This window comes from Ramlibacter sp. (assembly GCF_036676645.1).
Lineage (GTDB): Bacteria > Pseudomonadota > Gammaproteobacteria > Burkholderiales > Burkholderiaceae_C > Ramlibacter.
Genome location: NZ_JAKFCM010000107.1, coordinates 23,534 through 49,420 on the forward strand (window position 1 = coordinate 23,534; position 25,887 = coordinate 49,420).

The following is a 25,887-nucleotide window of genomic DNA, read 5'->3' on the forward strand; positions in this document are numbered from 1 at the left end:
GAGGGAAAGACAGATGTCCCGAGTAGGCAAGATGCCGGTCGCCGTCCCGCAGGGCGTGGACGTGCAGATCAAGGAAGACCAGATCAGCGTCAAGGGCGCCGGCGGCCAGCTGTCGCTCGCCACCAACGCGCTGGTCAAGGTGAGCAACGAAGGCGGCAAGCTGACCTTCGTCCCGGTCGACGAGACGCGCGAGGCCAACGCCATGAGCGGCACCATGCGCCAGCTGGTCAACAACATGGTGGTGGGCGTGACCAAGGGCTTCGAGAAGAAGCTGTCGCTGGTCGGCGTGGGCTTCAAGGCCACCGCCCAGGGCCCCCGCCTGAACCTGTCGGTGGGCTTCTCGCACGCCGTCAACAAGGACATGCCGGCGGGCATCACGGTGCAGACGCCCGGCCCGACCGAGATCGTGGTCAAGGGCGCCGACCGCCAGCGTGTCGGCCAGGTGGCCGCCGAGATCCGTGCCATCCGTCCGCCCGAGCCCTACAAGGGCAAGGGCATCCGCTACGCGGACGAGAAGGTCGTGATCAAGGAAACCAAGAAGAAGTAAGGAGCGGATGATGTTGACCAAGAAAGAACAGCGTCTTCGCCGGGCCCGCCAGACCCGCATCCGCATCGCCACCCAGGGCGTTGCGCGGCTGACGGTGAACCGCACCAACCTGCACATCTACGCCGCCGTGATCTCCGGCGACGGCAGCAAGGTGCTGGCGTCCGCCTCCACCGCCCAGGCCGACCTGCGCAAGGAGCTGGGGGCTGCCGGCAAGGGCGGCAACACCGCCGCCGCCGAGCGCGTCGGCAAGCTGATCGCCGAGCGGGCCAAGGCCGCCGGGGTGGAGCAGGTGGCGTTCGATCGCGCGGGCTTCGCCTACCACGGCCGGGTCAAGGCGCTGGCCGATGCCGCCCGCGAAGCGGGCCTGCAGTTCTAACGGACACGGATCACAGAACATGGCAAGAATTCAAGCGAAGACGCAAGGTGACGGTCCGGAAGACGGCCTGCGCGAGAAGATGATCGCGGTCAACCGCGTCACCAAGGTGGTCAAGGGCGGCCGGATCCTGGGTTTCGCCGCGCTCACCGTGGTGGGCGACGGCGACGGCCGCGTCGGCATGGGCAAGGGCAAGTCCAAGGAAGTGCCCGCGGCCGTGCAGAAGGCGATGGAAGAGGCCCGCCGCAACATGACCAAGGTGTCGCTCAAGAGCGGCACGCTGCACCACAACGTGGTCGGCCACCATGGCGCGGCGCACGTGATGATGGCGCCGGCCCCCAAGGGTACCGGCATCATCGCCGGCGGCCCGATGCGCGCCGTGTTCGAGGTGATGGGCATCACCGACATCGTGGCCAAGAGCCACGGTTCGACCAACCCCTACAACATGGTCCGTGCCACGCTCGACGCGCTGAAGAACTCCACCACGCCTTCGGAAGTGGCGGCCAAGCGCGGCAAGTCGGTCGAGGACCTGTTCGCCGCCTGAGCGAGGTAAACGAGATGGCCACCCAACAAAACACGATCAAGGTGCAGCTGGTGCGCAGCCCCATCGGCACCAAGGAATCGCACCGCGCCACGGTGCGCGGGCTGGGCCTGCGCAAGCTCAACTCGGTTTCCGAGCTGCAGGACACGCCCGCCGTGCGCGGCATGATCGACAAGATCAGCTACCTGGTAAAGGTGATCTGACATGGAACTGAACAGTCTCAAGTCGGCCCCGGGCGCGCGCAAGCCGCGCCGCCGCGTCGGCCGTGGCATCGGCTCCGGCCTGGGCAAGACCGCGGGCCGCGGCCACAAGGGACAGAAGTCCCGCGCCGGCGGCTACCACAAGGTCGGCTTCGAGGGCGGCCAGATGCCGCTGCAGCGCCGCCTGCCCAAGCGCGGCTTCCGGTCGCAGACCGGCAAGTTCAACGCCGAGGTGTCGCTGGCGGCGCTGGAGCGCCTGGGCGCGGCCGAGGTCGACCTGCTGGCACTCAAGCAGGCCGGCCTGGTCGGCGAGCTGATCAGGAACGTCAAGGTCATCAAGTCCGGCGAGATCAAGCGCGCGGTCAAGCTGACCGGGGTCGCCGCCACCGCGGGCGCCAAGGCTGCCATCGAGGCGGCCGGCGGCAGCGTGGCCGCGGCCGAATGACGACGAAGGAATCGGTGCGTGGCCACTAACGCAGCCCAACTGGCGAAGACCGGCAAGTTCGGCGACCTGCGTCGCCGGCTGGTCTTCCTGCTGCTCGCGCTGGTGGTCTACCGGGTGGGGTCGTACATCCCCGTGCCCGGCATCGACCCCGGCCAGCTGCAGGCCCTGTTCAAGGGCCAGCAGGGCGGCATCCTGAGCCTGTTCAACATGTTCTCGGGCGGCGCGCTGTCCCGGTTCACGGTGTTCGCGCTGGGCATCATGCCGTACATCTCGGCCTCGATCATCATGCAGCTGTTCACCTACGTGATGCCGCAGTTCGAGCAGCTGAAGAAGGAAGGCGAAGCGGGCCGCCGCAAGATCACGCAATACACGCGCTACGGCACCCTGGGCCTGTGCCTGTTCCAGTCGCTGGGCATCGCCGTCGCGCTGGAGGGCTCCCCGGGCCTGGTGATCGATCCGGGCTTCGGCTTCCGCATGACCGCGGTGGTCAGCCTGACGGCCGGCTCGATGTTCCTGATGTGGCTGGGCGAGCAGATCACCGAGCGCGGGCTGGGCAACGGCATCTCGATCCTGATCTTCGCCAGCATCGCGGCCGGCCTGCCCAGCGCCATCGGTGGCCTGCTCGAACTGGTGCGCACCGGCGCCATGAGCATCCTGATCGCGATCCTGATCGTCGCGCTGGTGGTGGTGGTCACCTACATCGTGGTGTTCATCGAGCGCGGGCAGCGCAAGATCCTGGTGAACTACGCGCGCCGGCAGGTGGGCAACAAGGTCTACGGCGGCCAGTCGTCGCACCTGCCGCTGAAGCTGAACATGTCGGGCGTGATCCCGCCGATCTTCGCCTCCTCGATCATCCTGCTGCCGGCCACGGTGGTGGGCTGGTTCTCCACCGGCGACTCGATGCGCTGGCTGAGGGACGTGGCCGCGACCCTGTCGCCCGGCCAGCCGATCTACGTGATGCTGTATGCCGGCGCGATCATCTTCTTCTGCTTCTTCTACACGGCCCTGGTGTTCAACAGCCGCGAGACCGCCGACAACCTGAAGAAGAGCGGAGCCTTCGTCCCGGGCATCCGGCCGGGCGACCAGACCGCCCGCTACATCGACAAGATCCTGCTGCGGCTGACGCTGGCCGGCGCGGTGTACATCACCATCGTCTGCCTGCTGCCCGAGTTCCTGATCCTGAAATACAACGTGCCGTTCTATTTCGGCGGGACCTCGCTGCTGATCATCGTGGTCGTCACCATGGACTTCATGGCCCAGGTGCAGAACTACCTGATGAGCCAGCAGTACGAGTCGCTGTTGAAGAAGGCCAACTTCAAGACATCACTCGGCGGCTGAAAGGATGTCCAAGGACGATGTGATCCAGATGCAGGGGGAGGTGGTGGAAAACCTCCCGAATGCCACCTTCCGGGTGAAGCTGGAAAACGGGCACGTGGTGCTCGGTCACATCTCGGGAAAGATGAGGATGCACTACATCCGCATCCTGCCGGGTGACAAGGTCACCGTTGAATTGACGCCCTACGACTTGTCGCGGGCCAGGATTGTTTTTCGCGCCAAGTAGGGCGGACCGAGAGATTTAGGAGAGAGCAATGAGAGTTTCGGCTTCCATCAAGAAGATCTGCCGCAACTGCAAGATCATCCGCCGCAAGGGCGTGGTCCGCGTGATCTGCACCGATCCGCGCCACAAGCAGCGCCAGGGCTAACCAGGCATCCAGAGGACAGAACATGGCACGTATCGCCGGCATCAACATCCCGCCGCACCAGCACGCCGAGATCGGGCTGACGGCCATCTACGGCATCGGCCGCACGCGCGCCCGCCAGATCTGCGAGGCCTGCGGCATCGCCTACTCGAAGAAGGTCAAGGACCTGTCCGACGCCGAGCTCGAGAAGGTCCGCGAGGCCATCGGCCAGTTCACGATCGAGGGCGACCTGCGCCGCGAGACCACGATGAACATCAAGCGCCTGATGGACATCGGCTGCTACCGGGGCTTCCGCCACCGCCGCGGTCTGCCGTTGCGCGGCCAGCGCACCCGCACCAACGCGCGCACCCGCAAGGGCCCGCGCAAGGCCGCCCAGGCCCTGAAGAAATAAGTGCCAGGGGTCTGACCCAAGCGCGTAGCGCGTTGCCCGGACCCCTCACATCAAGGAAGAGAGTTAAGACATGGCCAAGGCTCCCGCCAGCAACGCCGCACAGCGCGTGCGCAAGAAGGTCCGCAAGAACGTGTCGGACGGCATCGCGCACGTGCACGCGTCCTTCAACAACACGATCATCACGATCACCGACCGCCAGGGCAACGCACTCTCCTGGGCCTCCTCCGGCGGCCAGGGATTCAAGGGTTCGCGCAAGTCCACGCCGTTCGCCGCCCAGGTCGCCTCCGAGGTGGCCGGCCGCGCCGCGATCGAACAGGGCATCAAGAACCTGGAAGTCGAGATCAAGGGCCCTGGCCCGGGCCGCGAGTCGTCCGTGCGCGCGCTGGGCGCATTGGGCATCCGCATCACGTCCATCTCCGATGTGACGCCGGTGCCGCACAACGGCTGCCGGCCGCAAAAGCGCCGCAGGATTTGATCAACTGGAGACATGGCGTGCCGAAGCACGCCGTGTCCTTCTGATTATTTGAAGCCCACCGCCGTCGGTTCCCTCTGACGGCTCCCGCGGCAGATGGCCGCGGCAGATGAACCAAGGAAAGACAAGTGGCACGTTACCTCGGCCCCAAGGCCAAACTCTCCCGCCGCGAAGGCACCGACCTGTTCCTCAAGAGCGCCCGCCGCTCGATCAGCGACAAGGCCAAGTTCGATTCCAAGCCCGGCCAGCACGGCCGCACCTCGGGCCAGCGCACCTCCGACTTCGGCCTGCAGCTGCGCGAGAAGCAGAAGGTCAAGCGCATGTACGGCGTGCTGGAAAAGCAGTTCCGCCGCTACTTCGAGGAGGCTGCCCGCCGCAAGGGCAACTCCGGCGCCAACCTGCTGTCGCTGCTGGAGTCGCGCCTGGACAACGTGGTGTACCGCATGGGCTTCGGCTCGACCCGGGCCGAGGCCCGCCAGCTGGTGAGCCACAAGGCCATCACCGTCAACGGCCAGCCGGTCAACATCCCGTCGTACATGGTCAAGACCGGCGACGTGGTCGCCGTGCGCGAGAAGTCGAAGAAGCAGAACCGGGTGGTCGAGGCCCTGCAGCTGGCCCAGCAGGTCGGCATCCCGGCCTGGCTGGAAGTGAACGCCGACAAGGCCGAGGGCACGTTCAAGAAGGTGCCCGACCGCGACGAGTTCGGCGCCGACATCAACGAATCGCTGATCGTCGAGCTGTACTCGCGTTGACGCGGGTACACACGACAGAAAACGGGGCTGCCGCGCAGCCTCGTACTTGAAGTTTCCGTACCCGTACCGAGGCATCGCGTATGGGCACTTCGTCAGCCTTACCGGTGTAACGAGCCGGGGGTATTGAGAGGAAGTCCTGCATGCAAACCAACCTGCTGAAACCCAAAGCCATCAACGTGGAACAGCTTGGCACCAACCGGGCCAAGGTGACGCTGGAGCCGTTCGAGCGCGGCTACGGCCACACGCTGGGCAACGCCCTGCGCCGCGTGCTGCTCTCCTCGATGGTCGGGTATGCGGCAACCGAAGTCACCATCGCCGGCGTGCTTCACGAGTACTCGTCGATCGACGGCGTCCAGGAAGACGTGGTCAGCATCCTGCTGAACCTCAAGGGCGTGGTGTTCAAGCTGCACAACCGCGACGAGGTCACCCTGTCGCTGCGCAAGGACGGCGAAGGCGTCGTCACCGCGGCCGACATCCAGACCCCGCACGACGTCGAGATCATCAATCCCGAGCACGTGATCGCGCACCTGTCGCAGGGCGGCAAGATCGACATGCAGATCAAGGTCGAGAAGGGCCGCGGCTACGTGCCGGGCACCATGCGCCGCTATGCCGACGAGCCGACCAAGTCGATCGGCCGCATCGTGCTGGACGCCTCCTTCTCGCCGGTCAAGCGCGTCAGCTACACGGTCGAGAGCGCTCGCGTCGAGCAGCGCACCGACCTGGACAAGCTGGTGGTGGAGATCGAGACCAACGGCGCCATCACGGCGGAAGACGCGGTGCGCGCCTCGGCCAAGATCCTGGTCGAGCAGCTGGCGGTGTTCGCCCAGCTGGAAGGCAGCGAGCTGGCCGCCTTCGACCAGCCGGTCCAGCGCAGCAGCCAGCAGTTCGACCCGATCCTGCTGCGCCCCGTCGACGAACTGGAGCTCACCGTGCGCTCGGCCAACTGCCTCAAGGCCGAGAACATCTACTACATCGGCGACCTGATCCAGCGCACCGAGAACGAGCTGCTCAAGACCCCCAACCTGGGCCGCAAGTCGCTCAACGAAATCAAGGAAGTTCTGGCCTCGCGCGGCCTCACGCTCGGCATGAAGCTCGAGTCCTGGCCGCCTGCCGGACTGGACAAGCGGTAACGCTCCGTCGAACGCTTCGCGAACGCTTCGCAAACAGGAAAAAAGGCTGCTGCGCAGCCTTGTCCTTCGGAAGGTGAAACCCTGGGTACCTGATCCGGCCCAGGCTGTTGATAAGGAAAGGAAATCACCATGCGCCACGGCCACGGCCTTCGCAAACTCAACCGCACCAGCGAGCACCGCCTCGCGATGCTGCGCAACATGATGAATTCGCTGATCGAGCACGAGGTGATCAAGACCACGCTGCCCAAGGCGAAGGAACTGCGCCGCGTCGTCGAGCCGATGATCACGCTGGGCAAGCAGGACTCGCTTGCCAACAAGCGACTGGCCTTCGACCGCCTGCGCGACCGCGAAAGCGTCGCCAAGCTGTTCGGCGAACTGGGCCCGCGCTACCAGGCGCGCCCGGGCGGCTACACGCGCATCCTGAAGATGGGCTTCCGCGTCGGCGACAACGCGCCCATGGCGCTGGTCGAGCTGGTCGACCGGCCCGAGCCGGCCGAGGGCAGCGAGCCCGCCGAAGGCTGATCACTGCGGCAAGCAGGCCGCAATCGCATATAATTCATGATTCGACGCGCGGTGGAGCAGCCTGGTAGCTCGTTGGGCTCATAACCCAAAGGTCGCAAGTTCAAATCTTGCCCGCGCAACCAATCCCGCAGACCCGCCGGTCGCGTCGCCAGACGCCCGGCGGGTTTCGCTTTTCCGGGGCCGGCCCCTGGCCTGTCGCATCAGCAGACCAGGTCTTCGATGACGAGGAAGCGGTACCGCTGCCCGTAGGAGCAGTGCGTGTCCTTCAGCAACTCCACCACGTGGTCCGACGTGAGCTTGGCACTGGCATGCACGATCAGCGCGTAGTGGCCGGCGTGGGCGAGATCGCGGAAGTGAATCGCCGTATCCGATTCGGTTCCCACCGAGGGCAGCAGCAGGTCGTGGTTCGCCAGGCACAGGCCCTCGATCTGGTGTTCGAATTCCTCGGGTGACGCCAGCGACAGGTCGTCCTCCGACACCCCGTCCTCGCGCAGCAGTTTCGCCGCAAGCAGCGCGTCTTTCTCGGTGGGAAACATCATCACCATGTGGCCCTTGGGATAGAAGATGCCGCGCATGGTGGTCATGCCCGAAGAGAGGCTGAAGTGTTTCACCTGACACTCCTTCGACAGAAGCAACCTAAGTATTAAAGACAAAGGCTGCTGGAGCGGCGGCAGAAAAATGAAACCCATTGTTTGCCGCGCCGCGCAGGGAAGCTGCCTCGTCATTGGGCCGACTGCCTCGTCATTGCCGGCGCCACGGATCGGTTGGACCGGCCTGGCTTCACCGAGGGACGCAGCCGGCGCCCGGTGCGCTCCGGTTGGCTTGCATGGCTGCGCCGCCGGAGGTACAACTTTCGTGGTGCGCCATCGCGTGCGAGGGAGGCTTCCGTGCACAGGCCCCTGCATTTGCGTCTTGCGGATTCGCGTACGGCACGACGGCCGCTGCCGGGCTAGCCATGGCCATCGCAATCGCACTGGTCGTGCTGGCACTGGGCTCGGTGCTCTTCCATTTCCTGAGTCCCTGGTACTTCACGCCGATCGCGTCGAACTGGGGCGCCATCGACACCACGATCGGCATCACCTTCTGGGTGACCGGCATCGTCTTCGTCGCGGTCAACGTGTTCATGGCCTTGGCGGTGGTCCGGTACCGGCATCGCCAGGCCAGCCGCGCCGACTACCAGCCTGAAAACAAGAAGCTCGAGTGGTGGCTGCTGGTCATCACCGCCGGCGGCGTGGCCGCCATGCTGGCGCCCGGCCTGCTGGTCTGGGCCGAGGTGATCGACGTGCCCCGGGAGGCACGGATCGTGGAGGTCATGGCCCAGCAATGGAACTGGAGCTACCGGCTTCCCGGCAAGGACGGCAAGCTCGGCACCGTCCATGCGCGCCTGGTGACGGAGGCCAACCCGTTCGGCCTCAACCCGGCCGATCCCAACGGCCGCGACGACGTCCTGGCGGCCAGTCCGGACCTGCACGTGCCGCTCGGGCAGCCCGTCAAGCTGGTGCTCCGATCCAAGGACGTGCTGCACAACTTCGGCGTGGCCGAGCTGCGCATCAAGATGGACATGGTCCCCGGGCAGGTCACGTACGCCTGGTTCACGCCCACGCGCACCGGCTCGTTCGACCTGCTGTGCGAGGAGCTCTGCGGCATCGGGCACTTCGCCATGCGCGGCCGCGTCGTGGTGGACGAGCCCGCCGCCTACGACGCCTGGCTGAACCGGCAACCCACGTTCGCGCAGGCGGCGGAGCGGGCACCCGGCGATGCGGCGGCCGGCAAGGCCCTCTACGCGACTTGCGCGGCCTGCCACGGGGCCGGGGCCGAAGGCAACATGGCCCTGAACGCGCCGCGGCTGGGAGGCCAGCCCGCGTGGTACCTGGAGCGGCAGTTGCATCTGTTCCGGGCCGGCGCCCGCGGCGCGCACGAAAAGGACACCTTCGGCAAGATGATGGCGCCGATGGCCGCCACGCTGCCGGACGAGAAGGCACTGGCGGATGTCGCCGCCTACATCGCTTCGCTGCCCGACACGCCGGCGGCCCCCACGATGAAGGGCGACGTGGAGAAGGGCCGCCGCTACTACGCCACCTGCGCGGCCTGCCACGGCGCCGATGGCCGAGGGATCGCGGCCACCCACGCGCCCCGGCTGCAGGGCATGAGCGACTGGTACCTGGCCCGGCAGCTGCAGCACTTCAGGGATGGCGTGCGCGGCGGCCATCCGCAGGACATCCACGGAGCCCAGATGGGGCTGGTCGCCGGGATGCTGGGCGATGACGCCGCGATCGGCGACACGCTGGCCTACATCAACTCGCGCCGCTGACGTCCGGAGGGTTGCGCATGAGCTCCCACGTTGCCCACGACGAGACCGCCTTCGCGCCGCCGGCGGAGACCGGCGAGGTCGAGCTGTACCACCCGAAGACCTTCATCGGCCGCTACATCTGGAGCCAGGATGCGAAGGTGATCGCCATCCAGTACGCGATCACCGCGATCGGCATCGGGCTGGTGGCGCTGGTGTTCTCCTGGCTGATGCGGCTGCAGCTCGGCTTCCCGGGCCGGTTCGCCTTCATCGACCCGGCGCTCTACCTGCAGCTCGTGAGCATGCACGGGATGATCATGGTGATCTACCTGCTGACGGCGCTGTTCCTTGGCGGCTTCGGCAACTACCTGATCCCGCTGATGGTCGGGGCACGCGACATGGTGTTCCCCTACGCCAACATGCTCAGCTACTGGTTCTACCTGCTGGCCGTGGTCCTGCTGGTCGTCAGCATGTTCGTGCCCGGCGGACCGACCGGGGCCGGCTGGACGCTGTATCCGCCGCAGGCGATCCTGGACGGCACGCCGGGGTCGCAGGGCGGCATCATCCTCATGCTGGTCTCGCTGATGGTGTTCGTCATCGGCTTCACCATGGGTGGGCTGAACTACGTGGTGACCGTGCTGCAGGCCCGCACGCGCGGCATGACGCTGATGCGCATGCCGCTGACCGTGTGGGGCATCTTCATGGCCACCATCCTGGCGCTGCTGGCCTTCCCCGCGCTGTTCGTCAGCACCATCATGATGCTGCTGGACCAGACCCTGGGCACCAGCTTCTTCATGCCGGCCATGGTGGCCAAGGGGCAGCAGCTGGCCTACTCGGGCGGCAACCCGCTGCTGTTCCAGCACCTGTTCTGGTTCTTCGGCCACCCGGAGGTCTACATCGTGGCGCTGCCCGCGTTCGGCATCGTCTCGGACCTGATCAGCACGCACGCGCGCAAGAACATCTTCGGCTACCGGATGATGGTCTGGGCCATCCTGGTCATCGGCGGCCTGAGCTTCGTCGTGTGGGCGCACCACATGTACGTGAGCGGCATGAATCCGTACTTCGGCTTCTTCTTCGCCACCACCACCCTGGTGATCGCGGTGCCCACGGCGATCAAGGTCTACAACTGGGTGCTGACCCTGTGGCGCGGCAACATCCGGCTGACGGTGCCGATGCTGTTCGCCATCGCGTTCATCTTCACCTTCGTCAATGGCGGGCTGACCGGCCTGTTCCTGGGCAACGTGGTGGTCGACATGCCGCTGTCCGACACCATGTTCGTGGTCGCGCACTTCCACATGGTGATGGGCATCGCCCCGGTGCTGGTGGTGTTCGGGGCCATCTACCACTGGTACCCCAAGGTCACCGGGCGGATGCTGGACGACACGCTCGGCAAGCTGCACTTCTGGGTCACCTTCGTGGGCACCTACGCGATCTTCTATCCCATGCACTACCTGGGCTTCATGGGCGTGCCCCGCCGCTACTACGCGATCGGCGGCACGAGCTTCATCCCCGACTCGGCGCACCTGCTCAACGCCTGGATCTCGATCGCGGCCTTCGTGGTGGGCGCCGTGCAGATCGTGTTCCTCTACAACCTGGCGGCCAGCTACTTCCGCGGCAAGCCCTCCGGCGGCAATCCCTGGGGCGCCACCACGCTGGAGTGGCAGACGCCGCAGACGCCGCCGCGGCACGGCAATTTCGGCAAGGAACTGCCGGTCGTGTATCGCTGGGCCTACGACTACAGCGTCCCCGGGGTCGGGGCCGACTACATCCCGCAGAACGTGCCCCCGGCGGAGGTGCCGGCCGAAGCCTGGGCCCGGGCCGAGCGGCCCGCAGGAGCGTAGCGCCATGACCATCGGACTGGTCTTCCTCACGCTGCTGATGGCCCTGGTCGTGGGCTGGCTGTTCCGGCAGACGATCCACGTGCAGCCCTGGCAGGCGCAAGTCGCGGTGCCGGCGCCGGCACCGGCCCGGCCCGCGACCAGGACCGGCCTGTGGGTCTTCCTCGGCGTCGCGAGCTCGTTGTTCGTCCTGTTCATCAGCGCCTACGCCATGCGCCTGGGCTTCGCCGACTGGAGTCCGATCCCGCGGCCCAGGCTGCTCGTGCTCAACACCGCGATGCTGGTCGGCGCCAGCCTGGCGATGCAGGGGTCGGTGCGCGCCGCGCGCCGCGGCGATGGCGATGCGCTGCGCCAGGGCCTGGTGGCCGGCGGCGTGCTGACGGCCGGCTTCCTGGCCGGACAACTGGTGGTCTGGAAGCAGCTCAACGGCGCCGACTACTTCATTGCCAGCAGCGCCGCCGCCGCCTTCTTCTACCTGTTCACCGCGGTACACGGCCTGCATGTGCTGGGCGGGCTGGTGGCCTGGTGGCGCGCGGTGTCGCGGGCCTGGCGCGCGCCGGAGCCGGCCGCGGCCCGCCTGGGCGTGGAGCTGTGCGCCACCTACTGGCATTACCTGCTCGCCGTCTGGCTGGTGCTCTATGCGCTGATCGTGTCCGAGGACCTCGGCCTCGCGATCTGTTCGGCCAGCCCGCTGTGACCGGCGGCCGCAGGACAGCTTTCGGGAGTGCAAGACCATGAGCTCGATTCCAGCAGGGTCGGCGGCCAGCCCGCCGGGGAGCAGCCACTGGCGCAGCGTCGTCGCGGACGTGTCCTCGGACCAGCGCGCCTTCAAGGGCGTGCCCTGGGGCAAGCCGATGATGTGGATCTTCCTGCTCAGCGACACCTTCATCTTCGGCAGCTTCCTGATCTCGTACATGACGGTGCGCATGTCGACCACCGTTGCGTGGCCCAGTCCCAGCGAAGTCTTTGCGCTGACGATATTCGGCCGCAGCGTCCCGCTGCTGCTGATCGCGATCATGACCTTCGTCCTGATCAGCAGCAGTGGCACGATGGCGCTGGCGGTGAACTACGGCTACCGGCGTGACCGCCGGCGGACCTTCATGCTGCTGCTGGCCACCGCGGCCCTCGGTGCAACCTTCGTGGGCATGCAGGCCTTCGAGTGGTCCAAGCTGATCGCAGAGGGCGTGCGTCCCTGGGCCAACCCCTGGGGCGCGGCGCAGTTCGGATCGGCGTTCTTCATGATCACCGGCTTCCACGGCACGCACGTGACCATCGGGGTGATCTTCCTGCTGGTCGTCGCCCTCAAGGTGCGGCGCGGCGACCTCGATGCGCAGCGCCCGGGCTTCCTGACCGGGCGCCGCGGGAACTACGAGATCGTGGAGATCATGGGCCTGTACTGGCACTTCGTGGACCTGGTGTGGGTCTTCATCTTCGCGTTCTTCTATCTCTGGTAGCGGGAGCACAGCCATGGACCACGCAGACCATCCGGCACCCGGCACCGGCGGGGGCCGCCCCGTCCCGCACGCCGAGGGGCAGCAGCATCCGCTGGGCATCTACCTGAAGATCTGGGGCCTGCTGTTCGTGCTCAGCGCGGCGTCCTACATGGTCGACTATTTCGAAGTGCAGGGGCTGCTGCGCTGGACCCTGATCGTGCTGTTCATGCTGTTGAAAGCCGGGCTGATCGTGGCCGTCTTCATGCACATGCTGTGGGAGCGGCTCGCGCTGGTCTACGCGATCCTGGTGCCGCCCCTGCTGCTCATCACGCTGCTGGGCATCGGGGCGCTGGAGGCCGACTACACCTTCCTCTCGCGCGGCACCTTCTTCGCGCCGGCGAGCGAGCAGCCGGCATCGACTTCGCTGCCATCGCCGCACCAGTAGGAGGCGGCCATGCGCAGGCGCGCCTACTGGCTGCTGCCCGACCTGCCGAGCGCCAGGGCCGCCATGCAAGACCTCCTGGAGGCCGGGGTCGAATTGCGGCGGATGCATTTCGTGGCGCGCGAGGACATCGACCTGTCCGGGCTGCATGCGGCCAGCGTGTTGCAGACGTCCGACCTCGTCGGCTCGGCCGAGGCTGGCCTGGTCATCGGCGCCGCGCTCGGCGGCACGGTGGGTGCGTTCGCGGCGATGAGTTTTCCGGATGCCGGCGAGCCGCAATGGGGCCTGATCCCCGCCCTGGTGCTGGCCGGCGCACTCTTCGATGCCTGGACCTCGAGCATGATCGGCATCTCCGCCCCCAATCGGCGCCTGAAGCGCTTCGCCGCGGCCCTCGCGCGGGGCCGGATCCTGTTGGTGCTCGACCTGCCGGCCGGGCGTGCCCGGGAGATCGAAGCGCGTCTGCGGACGCTTCATCCGGAGGCCCGGCTGGAGGGCGGCGAGCCGGACCTGCCCTCCTTCTCCTGAGCGTGGGGGCTTGCGCGGCGCCCCGCGAGTCGATCACGGGGGGTGGAAAGCGCTAGGCTGGGATGGCGCGGCTGGCGGGGATCGAACCCACGACCCTCGGCTTCGGAGGCCGATACTCTATCCACTGAGCTACAGCCGCATCAGGGCAGGACGCGCATTATCGCCGATCGCGCGGCAGCCCCTGCGCGCGCGGCGCGCGCATGCCGCGCACCACCGGAGCGCAACAGTGCCACAGCTATAATCAAGAGTTGGTTTGTCACGCGCAGTGCGCATAGATTCCGAGGACGCCATGAGCGACAGCATGCACGAAGAAGCCCATACAGGCCCGATCAAGACGCCCAAGCAGCTGCTGGTCGCCGCCATCCTGGCTTTCGTCGTGCCGGTGGCCGTCATCATGGGTTTCGTTGCCTATGTCACCTCCGACGACAAGCCGTCCGGCAGCACCCAGGCCGAGTCGTACGCGCTGGGGGGCCTGACGGAGCAGGATCTCGAGCGCGGCGTCGCCGAGCGCCTGCGCAAGGTCGGCACCGTGGAGATCCGCGACGCCAACCGCCCGCTCAAGTCGGGCGAGGAGATCTACAAGGCGCAGTGCGCGGCCTGTCATGCGCAGGGGGTCGCGGGCGCGCCCAAGTTTGCCGATGCCGCCGGCTGGACCGCGCGCATCAAGACCGGCTTCGATGCCCTGGTCCAGTCCGCCCTGAAGGGCAAGGGCGCCATGCCGCCGCAGGGCGGTGGCGACGCCAGCGACACGGAGATCGCGCGCGCGGTGGTCTACATGGCCAACGCCGCCGGCGCCAAGTTTGCCGAACCGCAGGCGCCGCAAGCGCAGGCGCAGTCGGGCGACGCCGGCGCACCGGCGGCTCCCGCGGCGGCCAGCACCGCAGCGGCTCCGGCTGCGGCTCCCACCACCCAGACGGCGGCCGCGCCCGCGGCCGCGGCTCCTGCTGCCGCTGCACCCGCGGCCGCGGCCGGCAACGGCGAAGCCGTCTACAAGCAGGCCTGCGTGGTCTGCCACGCGGCCGGCGTGGCCGGCGCCCCCAAGCTGGGCGACAAAGCGGCCTGGGCCCCGCGCCTGGCGCAGGGCATGGACACGCTGATGCAGTCCGCGATCAAGGGCAAGGGCGCCATGCCGCCGCGCGGCGGCAGCAGCGCTTCGGACGCCGATCTCCGGGCCGCCGTCGAATACATGGTGAGCTCGGTCAAGTAGGCGCCAAGGCGCTGCGAAGGGAGCCGGCCGCGGGCCGGCTCTTTTCATTGGTGCGCACGGCAGGGATCGAGCAACTGAACCCGCTGCTGCGCGGCTGGACGAGCTACTTCCGGTGCGCCGAGGTGAAGGATGTGTGGCAGGAATTGGACGGGTGGATCAGACGCAAGCTGCGCGGACGCATCTGGCGCCAGTGCAAGCGCCCGTATACCCGAGCCAAGCTGCTGATGAAGAGGGGATTGACCAGAGAGCGTGCGTGGCGCTCGGCAACCAAACGGGCGCGGCGCCGGGTGGAACGCCGGGGCCAGCCACATGAATGCGGCGCTCCCCAAGTCCTACTTCGACCACATGGGGCTGGTGTCGCTGGTGGATACCCACCGGCGCTTCCAGAGTCAGTCATGAACCGCCGTATGCGGAACCGCACGTACGGTGGTGTGGGAGGACGGCGAGGGTAACTTCGCCTCCTACCCGATCGGCCGCTCAGCGGCCTTCGTGCGGTCCCTGCACGGGGCTGAGGACGAAACCGAAACGGCCGGCCAGGCCGGCTGCCTGCACCGGCTCGGGCGTCCACTGCCCCTCGTCGACGCGGTCGGCGGCGGCGTGCATGTCCGCCGTGTGCACCAGTCCCAGCCCGGCATCCGTGTCCAGGAACAGCCGCCCGCCCTCGTCCACGTGGCTGCTGCGCGGCTGCACCGTGCGGCCGGTGTGGGTGCGCACCTGGCCGTCCGGGGCCAGCCGCAGGATCCAGGGGGCGGCTTCCAGTTCCACGTACACGCGTTGCGGGCCGTTCTGGAAGAACCAGCGCCCGCTGCCGTCGGCTTCGTAGTTGCGGTGGATGAACTCGATCAGCCTGGCATGGCGCAGCACGACGCCCTTGGCGGCCGGGAACGGCCCCTGTGCCTGCACCCGGTCGTCGCGCATGTACCAGTCGCCGCGGGCGTCCAGCCCCAGCCAGCCGTAGCAGTGCGGCACGTTGGGCCACTTGGCGATCGCCTGGCGGACGATGTCATCCATCGGGCCATTATCGGCCGCGGCCGCCTCAGCGCACGAAGGCGTCGTAGCCGGTCTTCAGGATGAGCGCGCCGACCACCGCGATGAACATGCCGCGCACGAAGCCGGCGCCATGCCGCAGGGCCAGCCGCGTGCCCAGCAGGCTGCCGGCGACGTTGGCCAGCGCCAGCACCAGCGCGTAGTTCCACCACACGTGGCCCTTCCAGGCGAACAGCGACAGCGCGGCCAGGTTGGTGGACGTGTTGACCAGCTTGGCCGACGCCGAGGCATGCAGGAAGTCGTAGCCCAGCCAGCGCACGAACAGGAACACCAGGAAGCTGCCGGTGCCGGGCCCGAAGAAGCCGTCGTAGAAGCCCAGCACCAGGCCGATCGTGGCGGCGGCCCAGGTTTCGGCGCGCCGCGTCAGCGTGGGCGCGTGGTGGTGTCCCAACTGCTTGCGCGCGATCGTGTAGGCCAGCACGGCCACCAGCACGAAGGGCAGCAGCTTGCGCAGGAATTCCGGGGAGACCACCGTCACGGCCCACGCGCCCGCAAACGCGCCGGCCAGCCCGCACAAGGCGGCGGGCGCCAGCGAGTGCCAGTGCAGCTGCACGCGCCGGCTGTACTGCACGGTGGCGATCGCCGTGCCCCAGATCGACGCGCTCTTGTTGATGCCGAACAGCGTGGCGGGGTGGGTGTTGGGAAGGACCGCGAACAGCGCCGGGACCAGGATCAGCCCCCCGCCCCCGACGATGGCGTCCACGAATCCGGCCATCAGCGAGGCCAGCGCCATCCAGATCAGGTCCATCGGGCGCGATTCTCGCATTGCAGGGGAGAGCTCCCGCGGCGGTGATGCAAAACAAAGGGCGCCGGGGTGAGCCGGCGCCCTGAACGCATCTTCTTGATTGCTGCAGCGATCGTTGTCGAGTTCTGCTTGTCTTGTCTCCTCGGACCCCCGCCTTTGCACGGACGACCGTCCGCTCGCGAGTGCTGGCCACTCTACTGGCGCTGCCCGGGACCGGGCATCGGGACTTTCCCGGTTCGGCCGGCCGCCCATGGGCAGGCTGGCCGGCGCGCTCTCACGCGCGCGACCGGGGACCCTGCGTGCCCCCGGACCCGCCCGCACGGGACCGGGTGCTATAGTCCCGCGCGGCCTCCGGGGCCGACCCATCCTGCGAGAGGCACCCATGAAGGAACGCGACATCGGCAGCCACCAGGGACTTGTCGAGGGCATGGTCCCGGCCCTGAGGGCGCGCCCCTGACCGCGCCGATCCGTTCCGCCGCGCTCCTTGCCCTCGTTCTGGCAGCGCAGCTTGCGCAGGCCGATGCGCCTGCGCTGGAGGTCACCGGCTCGGCCGGGCTGATGCACCGCCGGCTGGCCGAGCGCAGCGCACTGGGCGGCACCCTGCTGACCGAGACCGGGCCGATGGCGCAGGTGCACCTGGAAGCGACCCGCCCGCTGGAAGGCGGCGGCGCCCTGGCCGCACGGGTCCACCTGGCCGGCGGCGACCTCGAGTACGACGGCCGCACGCAGGCCGGCGCGCCGCTGGCGACCACCACCCGGCAGTACGAAGGCGGCGCGGACTTCCTCTGGCGGCCACACGCGCCGGCAGCCTGGGGCGAAGGCTGGCTCTCCGCCGGCTGGCTGGCCAACCGGCGCCTGATTCGCGGCACGCCGGTCGCCGGCGGCCTGGACGAACTCTCCTCCGCGATGCTGGCCGGCGTGCGCTGGCGCAGCCCGGCCTTCGCACCGGCGGCCGGCTGGACCGGCCGCGTGGAGGCGGAGGCGCGCACCAGCGTGTCGCACCGGCTGCACGTGGACTACTACGGACTGCTCGATCGATCGAAGTTCGAGGGCGCGCGCAAGCGCTTGTGGACGCTGCGGCTGCTGGCCTCGGCGGACGGCTCCGCCTGGCAGTGGGGGCTGGAGTGGTCGCGGCTGCAGCAGCCCGCCAGCAAGGCGGTGCCGGTGTCGCGCGGCGGCAGGCGGCTGCCGGGCACCACCGTGCGCCAGCCGGAACTGTCCACCAGCGACGTGGTCCTGCGCGTCAGCCGGCGCTTCTAGCTGCATCGGGACGGAGCCGGCGCGAAGCGCGCACCGCTCTGTCCCCGACCGATCAGGCTGCCTCGGCCAGCACCCATGCAGCGGCCTTCTCGGCCATCATCAGCGTGGGCGCGTTGGTGTTGCCGCTGGTGATGGTGGGCATCGCGCCCGCATCGACCACGCGCAGGCCGTCCACGCCGCGCAGGCGGAAGCGCGGATCCAGCACCGCCATCGGGTCGCCGTCGCGGCCCATGCGGGTGGTGCCCACCGGGTGGAAGATGGTGGTGGCGATGTCGCCGGCCAGCCGCGCCAGTTCCTCGTCGGTCTGGTACTGCAGCCCGGGCTTCCATTCCTCGGCGCCGTACTTCGCCAGCGCCGGCTGGGCGCAGATGCGCCGCGTCAGCCGCAGCGAATCGGCCGCGACCTGCCGGTCTTCGGGCGTGCTCAGGTAGTTGGGTGCGATGGCGGGCGCGTCTTCCGGGCGCGGGCTGCGGATGCGCACCGAGCCGCGGCTGGTCGGGTTGAGGTTGCAGACGCTGGCCGTGAACGCCGGGAAGCGGTGCAGCGGTTCGCCGAACGCATCCAGGCTGAGCGGCTGCACGTGGTACTCGACGTTCGGCCAGCGCTGGTCGGGCGTGCTGCGGGTGAACGCACCCAGCTGCGAAGGTGCCATGCTCATGGGGCCGCTGCGCATCAGCAGGTACTCCAGCCCGATGCGGGCCTTGCCGTGCCAGCTGTTGGCGAGCGTGTTGAGCGTCCGCACGCCGCGCACCTTGAACACCGCGCGGATCTGCAGGTGGTCCTGCAGGTTCTCGCCGACGCCGGGCAGTTCGTGCACGACGGGGATGCCGTGCTGCTGCAGCAGGCCGGCCGGCCCGACCCCGGACAGCTGCAGCAGTTGCGGCGAGCCGATGCTGCCGGCGGACAGCAGCACCTGGCTGCGCGCACGGGCGCTGACCTTCTGGCCGTCCTTCAGGACCTCGGCGCCGGTGCAGCGCAAACGGCCGTCAGGCTGCCGCTCGATGTGCAGGCGCTGCACGCGGGCGTCGGTCCACAGCGTGAAGTTGGGCCGGCCCTGGCAGGTCGGTCGCAGGAAGGCCTTGGCCGTGTTCCAGCGCCAGCCGTTCTTCTGGTTGACCTGGAAGTAGCCCACGCCCTCGTTGCTGCCGCGGTTGAAATCCTCGGTGTGCGGGATGCCGGCCTGCTGCGCCGCCTGTGCGAACGCATCGAGGATGTCCCAGCGCAGGCGCTGGCGCTCCACCCGCCACTCGCCGCCGGCCCCGTGGACTTCGTCGCCGCCCTTGTAGAAGTCCTCGTGCCGCTTGAAGAAGGGCAGGCAGTGCTCCCAGCGCCACTCGGGATGCCCGGTCAGCTCGGCCCACTGGTCGTAGTCGCGCGACTGGCCGCGCATGTAGATCATGCCGTTGATGCTGGAGCAGCCGCCCAGCGCCTTGCCGCGCGGGTACTTCAGCTGGCGCCCGTTCAGGCCCGCGTCGGGCTCGGTCCGGTACATCCAGTCGGTGCGGGGGTTGCCGATGCAGTAGAGATAGCCGACCGGGATGTGGATCCAGTGGTAGTCGTCCTTGCGGCCGGCTTCGATCAGCAGCACGGTCTTCGAAGGATCCGCGGACAGCCGGTTGGCCAGCAGGCAGCCGGCCGTACCGGCGCCGATGATGATGTAGTCGTAGGTGGGGTTCACCTTGTCGTCTCCTCCTCCGCGCACTTGTGGACACGGTTGCACTTTCAAGTGCCACCGCGGATCCGGCTTCACCGGTCCGCTGGTGGCGCCCCCCGGGGGGAGGCGGCCGCAGGCCGCTTCGTGGGGACCTATTTAGCCGTGGGCATCACGAACTCGGCCCCCTTGCCGATGCTCTCCGGCCAGCGCTGCATGATCGACTTCTGCTTGGTGTAGAAGCGCACGCCCTCTTCCCCGTAGGCGTGCATGTCGCCGAACAGGCTCTTCTTCCAGCCGCCGAAGCCGTGCCAGGCCATGGGCACGGGGATCGGCACGTTGATGCCGACCATGCCCACCTGCACCCGGCGCGAGAACTCGCGCGCCACGTGGCCGTCGCGGGTGAAGCAGCACACGCCGTTGCCGTACTCGTGCGAGTTGATCAGGTCCACGGCCGCGGCCAGGTCCTTGACGCGCACGCAGCCGAGCACCGGGCCGAAGATCTCCTCCTTGTAGATCTTCATGTCCGGCGTGACGCCGTCGAACAGCGAGCCGCCGAGCCAGAAGCCGCCGTCGCAGCCGGCGCCGGCCCTGGCGCCCTGGAAGGTGCGGCCGTCCACCAGCAGCTTGGCGCCCTCCTGGACGCCCTGGCCGATGTAGCCGGCGATGCGCTGCTGCGCCGCGCTGCTGACGATCGGGCCCATCTCCGCGTCCAGCTCGGCGCCGTTCTTGATCTTGAGCTGGCGGGTGCGCTCGGCCAGCATGGGCAGGATCTTGTCGGCCGCCTCGCCCACCAGCACGCCCAGCGAGATCGCCATGCAGCGCTCGCCGGCCGAGCCGAAGGCCGCGCCGATCAGTGCGTCGACCGCCTGGTCGAGGTCGGCGTCGGGCATCACCACCATGTGGTTCTTGGCGCCGCCCAGCGCCTGCACCCGCTTGCCGTGGCGCGCGCCGGTCTCGTAGATCTTCTGCGCGATGGCGGTGGAGCCGACGAAGGAGATCGCCTGGACTTCGGGGTGCTCCAGCAGCGCATCGACCGCTTCCTTGTCGCCCTGCACCACGTTGAACACGCCGTCGGGCAGGCCGGCCTCCTTCAGCAGGCGGGCCATCAGGACGGAGGCGCTGGGATCCAGCGGGCTGGGCTTGAGGATGAAGCAGTTGCCGGCGGCGATCGCCACCGGGTACATCCACATCGGTACCATCGCCGGGAAGTTGAAGGGCGTGATGCCGGCCACCACGCCCAGCGGCTGGCGCATCGTCCAGTTGTCCAGTCCGGTGGAGACCTGCTCGGTGTACTGACCCTTGAGCAGTTGCGGGATGCCGCAGGCGAACTCGACGATGTCGATGCCGCGGGTGACCTCGCCCTGGGCATCGGTGAACACCTTGCCGTGCTCGGCCGTGATGGCACGGGCCAGTTCGTCGCGGTGCCGGTTCAGCAGCTCCAGGAACTTGAACATGATCCGGGCACGGCGGATCGGCGGGGTGTCGGCCCAGGCCGGGAAGGCGGCGCGCGCGCTGGTCACCGCGCGGTCGACTTCCGCGGCGCTGGCCATGGCGACCTTGCCGGTGACGGCGCCGGTGGCGGGGTTGAAGACGTCGGCGCTGCGGCCGCTGCGCCCGGGCACGATGGCGCCATCGATCCAGTGATCGATGGAGGCGAGGGCGCCGGCGGCGCGGCTGGAATCGGGTGCGTTCATGGTGTGCTGGCTGGCTGGCTGGGGGAAAGCGTCAGTCTATGCCGCGCGCCGTCGCTTCGCCAACACGAATTTCGTGATTACATTGTTTGTCCGATTGAACAATGACGCCATGAGTCCACCGCCCGTATCGGCCTTTGCCGACCTGTACCTGCTCACCGTGCTGGCGCAGACGCGCAGCTACACCCAGGCGGCGCGGCGGCTCGGCATCTCCAAGGCCTCGGTCAGCATGCGCATTGCGGAGCTCGAACGCAGCGCCGGCGTGCCGCTGGTGCGGCGGACCACGCGTTCCGTCGGGCTGACCGAGGCCGGCCAGCAGCTGGTCGAGCAGACCCGCTGCGAATTCGAGCGCATCGAACAGAGCTTTGCCGGCATCCAGGACCTGGCCGGCCATCCGCGCGGACTGGTGCGGCTGACCGCGCCGGTGGCGCTCGGGCGCCAGCACGTGGTGCCGGCGCTGGCACCCTTCCTGCACGAATACCCGGAGATCCGCATCGAGCTGGACCTCACCGACCGGCTCGTCAACCTGGCGCAGGAAGGCTTCGACCTGGCGGTGCGGCACAGCCAGCAGCCGCCGGAGACGCACGTGGCCTGGACCTTGTGCGAGACGCGCTCGCTGCTGGTGGCCAGCCCGGACTACCTGCGCCGCCACGGCACGCCGGCGCACCCGGCCGACCTGGCGCGCCACCGGTGCCTGTCGTACCTGCGCAGCGGGTCGGGGCAGAGCTGGTCGTTCGAGCGCATCGGCCGCAAGGCCGCCGCCGACCCGGTCGTGGTGTCCGTCCAGGGGCCGCTGCGGGCCAACAACAGCGAAGCCCTGCGGGAGGCCGTGCTGGGCGGACTCGGCATCGCCCTGCTGCCGGATTTCAGCGCGGCCGCCCATCTCGGCCCCGGCCAGCTGGTGCCCTTGCTGCCGCAGTGGCGGCCGGGCGGCTTCTTCGGCGATCGCATCTACGCGATCCGGCCCTGGTCGCCCCAGGTCCCCCGTGCGGTGCAATGCCTGGTCGAGCACCTGCGCAGCGCCTCCAAGGGTGGCTTCTGATGCCTTTGCGGGATGAGCCTGTCAAACTCCGCGCCGATGCAGGAACCCTCGACGCCCCGCCTCGACCCCTCGCCGGCCGCAGGCGGTTCGCCGGTCAGGGTGCTGGGCCAATGGACGGCCGCCCGCTTCGCGCAGCCGGGCGTGCTCGATGCGTTGACGGCCGCCTTGCGCGGCGCAGCCGGCCGCCAGGGCTGGGACCTGCTGGAGGTCGAGCAGCTCGACCACGTCGGGGCCCAGCTGCTGTGGGACCACTGGGGCCGGCGCCGGCCGGCGCAGCTGCAGCTGCGGCCGGCGCAGCAGGCGGTGCTCGAGCGGGTCGAGCAGTTCACCACCGGCGCGCCGCCGCGGCGGCGCCCCAGCCTGGGCGAGCGCTACCTGGCCGCCGGCGCAGCCGTGCTGGACCGCGCGTTGCGCGTGCGCGAGTTCGTGCGCCTGGCGGGCCAGCTCGCCATCGACGGCCTGCGCCTGCTGCGCAGCCCGCGGGAGGGGCCGTGGCGCGATTTCTCCGGCCACCTGTACCACATCGGCGCCACCGCGCTGCCGATCACGGCGCTGGTCGGCTTCCTGATCGGCGTCGTGCTGGCCTATCTCACCGCCAAGCAGCTGCGCCAGTTCGGCGCCGACGCCTTCATCGTCAACATCCTGGGGCTGGCGCTGATCCGCGAGCTCGGCCCCATGCTGGCCGCCATCCTGGTGGCCGGGCGCTCGGGCTCCTCCATCACGGCGCAGATCGGCGTCATGCGGGTCACCGACGAACTCGACGCCATGAGCGTGATGGGCATCTCGCACTCCTACCGGCTGGTGCTGCCGCGTGCGCTCGCGCTGGCCATCGCGATGCCGCTGGTCAGCCTCTGGACCACCTTGTGCGCCCTGGTGGGCGGCATCCTGGCGGCCGACGTGTCGCTGGGCATCACCCCGACCTTCTTCCTGCGCGCGCTGCCCGAAGCCGTGCAGGTCGGCAACCTGCTGCTGGCCACGTCCAAGTCGGTGGTGTTCGGCCTGCTGATCGCGCTGATCGGCTGCCACTACGGGCTGGCCGTGGAGCCCAATACCCAGAGCCTGGGCGAAGGGACGACCGCCTCGGTGGTGACCTCGATCACGGCGGTGATCCTGGTGGACGCGCTGTTCGCCATCGCCTTCCAGGAGGTGGGGTTCTGATGTCGGGCGCGCCGGCCGCCCCGACGCTGCCGGCGCCCGGCAAGCCGATGGTGGACATCCGCGGCCTGGGCACGGTGTTCGAGCTGCCCGGCCGGCGCTTCACCGTGCACGAGAACCTCGACCTGACCGTCCATCGCGGCGAAGTGCAGTCGCTGGTGGGGGGCTCGGGCACCGGCAAGACCGTGCTGCTGCGGCAGATCCTGGGCCTGGAACATCCGTCGGCCGGCGAGATCCGCGTCCTCGACCGGCCGGTGGCGGAGCTCGGCCGGCGCGGCGCCGCCAGCCGCGTCGGCATGCTGTTCCAGCACGGCGCGCTGTTCTCCGCCTTCACCGTGCTGGAGAACATCGCCTTTCCGCTCAGCGAGCTGCGCACGCTGCCGCGCGAGCTGGTGCGCGAGGCGGCGCTGGTCAAGCTGCAGATGGTCGGCCTCAAGCCCGAGGACGGCGCCAAGATGCCGGCCGACCTGTCCGGCGGCATGATCAAGCGCGTCGCGCTGGCGCGGGCGCTGATCATGGATCCGCCCCTGCTGCTGCTGGACGAACCCACCGCCGGGCTGGACCCGGACAGCTCCGACGCCTTCGTCAGCCTGCTGCGGGCGCTGCACCGCGATCTCGCGCTGACGGTGATCATGGTCACCCACGACCTCGACACGCTGTTCGAACTGTCCACGCGCATCGCCGTGCTGGCCGACCGGCGGGTGATCGTCAATGGCCCGCCCCGGCAGGTGATCGCCTTCCAGCACCCCTTTGTGCATGATTTCTTCCTCGGCCCGCGCGGCCAGCGGGCGATGGAGCTGCTGCGCGAGCACCCCTTGGCCGTCTAGGAGACCGACCGATGCAGAACAAAGCCCACGCCCTGGCCGCCGGCCTCTTCGTGCTGGCGCTGACCGGCCTGCTGCTGCTGCTGGGCGCCTGGCTCACGCGCGACAGCGGCAGCCGCCACGTCTACGAGATCTCCACCCGCGACGCCGTCACCGGCCTGCAGGAGCAGGCGCCGGTGCGCCTGCGCGGGGTGGACGTCGGCAAGGTCAGCGACATTGCGTTCGACCCCGACGCGCAGGGCAACGTGCTGGTGCGCATGGACATCGACGAGGGCACGCCCATCACGCGCGAGACCTTCGCCACGCTGTCCTTCCAGGGCGTGACCGGGCTGGCCTTCGTGCAGCTCGACGACGCCGGCCAGCCAGCCCCGCTGCTGCCGCCGGACGACGAGACGCCGCCCCGCATCCCGCTCAAGCCGGGCCTGCTGTCCAAGCTGGCCTCGCGCGGCGAGGTCATCCTGGAGCAGGTCGAGCAGGCCAGCGCACGCGTCAACCAGCTGCTGTCCGAGCCGAACCAGAAGCGCCTCACCTCCGCCTTCGACCAGGTGGCCGAGGCCGCCGCCAGCATCACGGTCCTGAGCCGCAACCTGGACGCCACGATCACCGCGCAGTTCGGACCGCAGCGGGTCGACATCCCGTCGCTGGTGCGGCGCACCGACCAGGCGCTGGCCTCGCTGCAGGAAACGTCCGAGACCACCCGCGCCAGCATCGCCGAGATCGGCCAGACGGCACGCCGGCTGAACGCGCCCGACGGCCCGATGGACCGGCTGGCGGCCGGCACCGCGTCGCTGGCGCACGCCGCCGACGCCTTCAATTCCGCCACCCTGCCGCGCATCAACCGGGTGACCGACGACACCTCGCGCGCGGTGCGCCAGCTCAGCCGCACCGTCATCGGCATCAACGACAACCCGCAAGCGCTGATCTTCGGCACCGGCCGCATCGAGCCCGGGCCCGGCGAGGAAGGCTTCACGCCCCCGGGAGCGCCGCAATGACGACCCGCGCGCTCGCGCGCGCCAGCGCGGCCCTGGCCCTGCTGCTGCTGGCCGCGTGCGCCGGCATCGTCGACAAGCCGGTTCGCCCGACCCTGTTCGACATGGGCCCGCTGCCGCCGATCACGGCGCCGATCGAGCGCGCCGGGCCGCGCTTCGCGCTGGTGGTGCCGGAGATCGATGCGGCCGGCGCGCTGGAAGGCACGGCCATCCTGTACCGCCTCGGCTACTCGGACGACCACCAGCTGCGCGCCTACGCGCAGTCGCGCTGGAGCGCGCCGCCGCCGCAACTGGTGCGCCAGCGCCTGCGCCAGCAGCTCGGGCGCGAACGGCCGGTGCTGAACCTGGACGAGGGCGCCTCGCTGGCGCGCCAGGCGGCGCAGCCGCTGTACCTGCTGCGCATGGAGCTGGAGGAGTTCGTCCATGTGTTCGACGCGCCGGACCGCAGCCGCGGCACGATCCGCCTGCGCGCCACGCTGTTCGTCGGCAGCGCGGCCGGCGAAAAGCTGGTCGGCCAGCGCAGCATCGCGGTGCAGGGCGTCGCGCCCACCCCGGACGCATCGGGTGGCGTGCGCGCCCTGACGGAAGCCACCGACGCGGCCGCGGCGGACATCAGCCAGTGGCTGCTGCAGGTGGCGCGCGCACAGCCATGAGCGCGGCCCCGGGCGCCTGCAC

At 69.0% G+C, this 25,887-nt stretch carries 32 protein-coding genes and 2 tRNA genes; 28 read left to right on the forward strand and 6 right to left on the reverse strand.

Going from position 1 to position 25,887, the window contains the following annotated elements; genetic code table 11:
* The first annotated feature begins 13 nt into the window (after positions 1-13).
* The 14 genes from rplF (at position 14) to V6M57_RS16945 (ending at position 7,195) form a co-directional block, all read left to right on the forward strand.
* Positions 14-547 carry a 50S ribosomal protein L6 gene (rplF, locus tag V6M57_RS16880; RefSeq protein WP_332816170.1) on the forward strand — a complete coding sequence of 178 codons (534 nt, stop codon included), beginning with the start codon at positions 14-16 and terminating at the stop codon, positions 545-547.
* Positions 548-557: 10 nt separating this feature from the next.
* A complete protein-coding gene (gene rplR / locus V6M57_RS16885) occupies positions 558-923 on the forward strand; it encodes a 50S ribosomal protein L18 (protein ID WP_332816171.1) in 366 nt (121 codons plus the stop codon).
* A 19-nt stretch (positions 924-942) separates the two neighbouring features.
* On the forward strand, positions 943-1,464 hold the full coding sequence (rpsE, locus tag V6M57_RS16890) for a 30S ribosomal protein S5 (RefSeq protein ID WP_332816172.1): 522 nt from the start codon (positions 943-945) through the stop codon (positions 1,462-1,464).
* Between the two features lie 14 nt (positions 1,465-1,478).
* A complete protein-coding gene (gene rpmD, locus V6M57_RS16895) occupies positions 1,479-1,664 on the forward strand; it encodes a 50S ribosomal protein L30 (RefSeq protein ID WP_332816173.1) in 186 nt (61 codons plus the stop codon).
* A gap of 1 nt (position 1,665) precedes the next feature.
* Positions 1,666-2,106, forward strand: coding sequence for a 50S ribosomal protein L15 (gene rplO, locus V6M57_RS16900; RefSeq protein WP_332816174.1), 441 nt, complete (start codon positions 1,666-1,668; stop codon positions 2,104-2,106).
* An 18-nt stretch (positions 2,107-2,124) separates the two neighbouring features.
* Complete coding sequence (secY, locus tag V6M57_RS16905; protein ID WP_332750220.1) at positions 2,125-3,444, forward strand: preprotein translocase subunit SecY; 1,320 nt, start codon at positions 2,125-2,127, stop codon at positions 3,442-3,444.
* 4 nt (positions 3,445-3,448) lie between these two features.
* Positions 3,449-3,667: a translation initiation factor IF-1 gene (gene infA, locus V6M57_RS16910; protein ID WP_007869286.1), complete on the forward strand. Its 219-nt coding sequence runs from the start codon at positions 3,449-3,451 to the stop codon at positions 3,665-3,667.
* A 28-nt stretch (positions 3,668-3,695) separates the two neighbouring features.
* The gene (rpmJ, locus tag V6M57_RS16915) at positions 3,696-3,809 is read left to right on the forward strand and encodes a 50S ribosomal protein L36 (protein WP_271232782.1); all 114 of its coding nucleotides are present in this window, start codon (positions 3,696-3,698) and stop codon (positions 3,807-3,809) included.
* A gap of 22 nt (positions 3,810-3,831) precedes the next feature.
* Positions 3,832-4,197, forward strand: a complete 366-nt coding sequence (rpsM, locus tag V6M57_RS16920) for a 30S ribosomal protein S13 (protein ID WP_332816175.1) — start codon at positions 3,832-3,834, stop codon at positions 4,195-4,197.
* A 70-nt stretch (positions 4,198-4,267) separates the two neighbouring features.
* Positions 4,268-4,672: a 30S ribosomal protein S11 gene (rpsK, locus tag V6M57_RS16925; protein WP_332816176.1), complete on the forward strand. Its 405-nt coding sequence runs from the start codon at positions 4,268-4,270 to the stop codon at positions 4,670-4,672.
* Between the two features lie 125 nt (positions 4,673-4,797).
* Positions 4,798-5,421: a 30S ribosomal protein S4 gene (rpsD, locus tag V6M57_RS16930; RefSeq protein ID WP_332816177.1), complete on the forward strand. Its 624-nt coding sequence runs from the start codon at positions 4,798-4,800 to the stop codon at positions 5,419-5,421.
* Positions 5,422-5,561: 140 nt separating this feature from the next.
* Entirely contained in the window at positions 5,562-6,551 is a 990-nt protein-coding gene (locus V6M57_RS16935; protein ID WP_271232786.1) for a DNA-directed RNA polymerase subunit alpha, read from the forward strand.
* Between the two features lie 129 nt (positions 6,552-6,680).
* Positions 6,681-7,073, forward strand: coding sequence for a 50S ribosomal protein L17 (gene rplQ, locus V6M57_RS16940; protein ID WP_332816178.1), 393 nt, complete (start codon positions 6,681-6,683; stop codon positions 7,071-7,073).
* A 45-nt stretch (positions 7,074-7,118) separates the two neighbouring features.
* A tRNA-Met gene (locus V6M57_RS16945) sits at positions 7,119-7,195 on the forward strand.
* A gap of 78 nt (positions 7,196-7,273) precedes the next feature.
* Here V6M57_RS16945 and V6M57_RS16950 read toward each other — a convergent pair.
* Positions 7,274-7,684 (reverse strand): hypothetical protein, encoded by a 411-nt coding sequence (locus V6M57_RS16950; protein WP_332816179.1) that lies wholly within the window; start codon positions 7,682-7,684, stop codon positions 7,274-7,276.
* Between the two features lie 344 nt (positions 7,685-8,028).
* Between V6M57_RS16950 and V6M57_RS16955 the strand changes: the two genes are divergently transcribed.
* Genes V6M57_RS16955 through V6M57_RS16980 form a run of 6 tightly spaced genes read left to right on the forward strand, consistent with a single transcriptional unit; the run spans position 8,029 to position 13,598 of the window.
* Entirely contained in the window at positions 8,029-9,384 is a 1,356-nt protein-coding gene (locus V6M57_RS16955) for a c-type cytochrome (protein WP_332816180.1), read from the forward strand.
* Positions 9,385-9,401: 17 nt separating this feature from the next.
* A complete protein-coding gene (locus V6M57_RS16960; RefSeq protein WP_332816181.1) occupies positions 9,402-11,201 on the forward strand; it encodes a cytochrome c oxidase subunit I in 1,800 nt (599 codons plus the stop codon).
* Positions 11,202-11,205: 4 nt separating this feature from the next.
* Positions 11,206-11,895: a cytochrome c oxidase subunit 3 gene (locus tag V6M57_RS16965; protein WP_332816182.1), complete on the forward strand. Its 690-nt coding sequence runs from the start codon at positions 11,206-11,208 to the stop codon at positions 11,893-11,895.
* 37 nt (positions 11,896-11,932) lie between these two features.
* Positions 11,933-12,652 (forward strand): heme-copper oxidase subunit III family protein, encoded by a 720-nt coding sequence (locus V6M57_RS16970; RefSeq protein WP_332816183.1) that lies wholly within the window; start codon positions 11,933-11,935, stop codon positions 12,650-12,652.
* A gap of 13 nt (positions 12,653-12,665) precedes the next feature.
* On the forward strand, positions 12,666-13,076 hold the full coding sequence (locus tag V6M57_RS16975) for a cytochrome C oxidase subunit IV family protein (protein WP_332816184.1): 411 nt from the start codon (positions 12,666-12,668) through the stop codon (positions 13,074-13,076).
* Positions 13,077-13,085: 9 nt separating this feature from the next.
* Complete coding sequence (locus tag V6M57_RS16980; RefSeq protein WP_332816185.1) at positions 13,086-13,598, forward strand: DUF1269 domain-containing protein; 513 nt, start codon at positions 13,086-13,088, stop codon at positions 13,596-13,598.
* Positions 13,599-13,661: 63 nt separating this feature from the next.
* Here V6M57_RS16980 and V6M57_RS16985 read toward each other — a convergent pair.
* Positions 13,662-13,737, reverse strand: a tRNA-Arg gene (locus V6M57_RS16985).
* 150 nt (positions 13,738-13,887) lie between these two features.
* Here V6M57_RS16985 and V6M57_RS16990 point away from each other — a divergent pair.
* Together V6M57_RS16990 and V6M57_RS16995 are read left to right on the forward strand one after the other, a co-directional pair.
* A complete protein-coding gene (locus V6M57_RS16990) occupies positions 13,888-14,805 on the forward strand; it encodes a c-type cytochrome (protein WP_332816186.1) in 918 nt (305 codons plus the stop codon).
* A gap of 122 nt (positions 14,806-14,927) precedes the next feature.
* Complete coding sequence (locus tag V6M57_RS16995) at positions 14,928-15,257, forward strand: hypothetical protein (RefSeq protein WP_332816211.1); 330 nt, start codon at positions 14,928-14,930, stop codon at positions 15,255-15,257.
* Between the two features lie 25 nt (positions 15,258-15,282).
* On the opposite strand, the gene V6M57_RS17000 is transcribed toward V6M57_RS16995, so the two are convergent.
* Both V6M57_RS17000 and V6M57_RS17005 read right to left on the reverse strand, forming a co-directional pair.
* A complete protein-coding gene (locus tag V6M57_RS17000) occupies positions 15,283-15,816 on the reverse strand; it encodes a DUF2946 family protein (RefSeq protein WP_332816187.1) in 534 nt (177 codons plus the stop codon).
* A gap of 25 nt (positions 15,817-15,841) precedes the next feature.
* Entirely contained in the window at positions 15,842-16,600 is a 759-nt protein-coding gene (locus tag V6M57_RS17005; RefSeq protein WP_332816188.1) for a sulfite exporter TauE/SafE family protein, read from the reverse strand.
* A gap of 555 nt (positions 16,601-17,155) precedes the next feature.
* On the opposite strand from V6M57_RS17005, the gene V6M57_RS17010 reads away from it, so the two are divergent.
* Positions 17,156-17,857: a hypothetical protein gene (locus V6M57_RS17010; RefSeq protein WP_332816189.1), complete on the forward strand. Its 702-nt coding sequence runs from the start codon at positions 17,156-17,158 to the stop codon at positions 17,855-17,857.
* 52 nt (positions 17,858-17,909) lie between these two features.
* Here V6M57_RS17010 and V6M57_RS17015 read toward each other — a convergent pair whose 3' ends face one another.
* A complete protein-coding gene (locus V6M57_RS17015; protein WP_332816190.1) occupies positions 17,910-19,535 on the reverse strand; it encodes a GMC family oxidoreductase in 1,626 nt (541 codons plus the stop codon).
* Positions 19,536-19,663: 128 nt separating this feature from the next.
* Positions 19,664-21,205, reverse strand: coding sequence for a CoA-acylating methylmalonate-semialdehyde dehydrogenase (locus tag V6M57_RS17020; RefSeq protein ID WP_332816191.1), 1,542 nt, complete (start codon positions 21,203-21,205; stop codon positions 19,664-19,666).
* Between the two features lie 109 nt (positions 21,206-21,314).
* Here V6M57_RS17020 and V6M57_RS17025 point away from each other — a divergent pair, with 109 nt between their 5' ends.
* The 5 genes from V6M57_RS17025 to V6M57_RS17045 are packed head-to-tail and all read left to right on the forward strand — an operon-like array spanning position 21,315 to position 25,865.
* Complete coding sequence (locus V6M57_RS17025; protein ID WP_332816192.1) at positions 21,315-22,244, forward strand: LysR family transcriptional regulator; 930 nt, start codon at positions 21,315-21,317, stop codon at positions 22,242-22,244.
* Between the two features lie 36 nt (positions 22,245-22,280).
* Positions 22,281-23,402 (forward strand): MlaE family ABC transporter permease, encoded by a 1,122-nt coding sequence (locus tag V6M57_RS17030; RefSeq protein ID WP_332816193.1) that lies wholly within the window; start codon positions 22,281-22,283, stop codon positions 23,400-23,402.
* Positions 23,402-24,226, forward strand: coding sequence for an ABC transporter ATP-binding protein (locus tag V6M57_RS17035; protein WP_332816194.1), 825 nt, complete (start codon positions 23,402-23,404; stop codon positions 24,224-24,226). Before V6M57_RS17030 ends, V6M57_RS17035 begins: the two co-directional genes overlap by 1 nt.
* Positions 24,227-24,237: 11 nt before the next feature.
* Positions 24,238-25,215, forward strand: a complete 978-nt coding sequence (locus V6M57_RS17040; RefSeq protein ID WP_332816195.1) for an MlaD family protein — start codon at positions 24,238-24,240, stop codon at positions 25,213-25,215.
* Positions 25,212-25,865 carry an ABC-type transport auxiliary lipoprotein family protein gene (locus tag V6M57_RS17045; protein WP_332816196.1) on the forward strand — a complete coding sequence of 218 codons (654 nt, stop codon included), beginning with the start codon at positions 25,212-25,214 and terminating at the stop codon, positions 25,863-25,865. The genes V6M57_RS17040 and V6M57_RS17045 overlap by 4 nt, the downstream gene beginning before the upstream one ends.
* Positions 25,866-25,887: the final 22 nt, after the last annotated feature.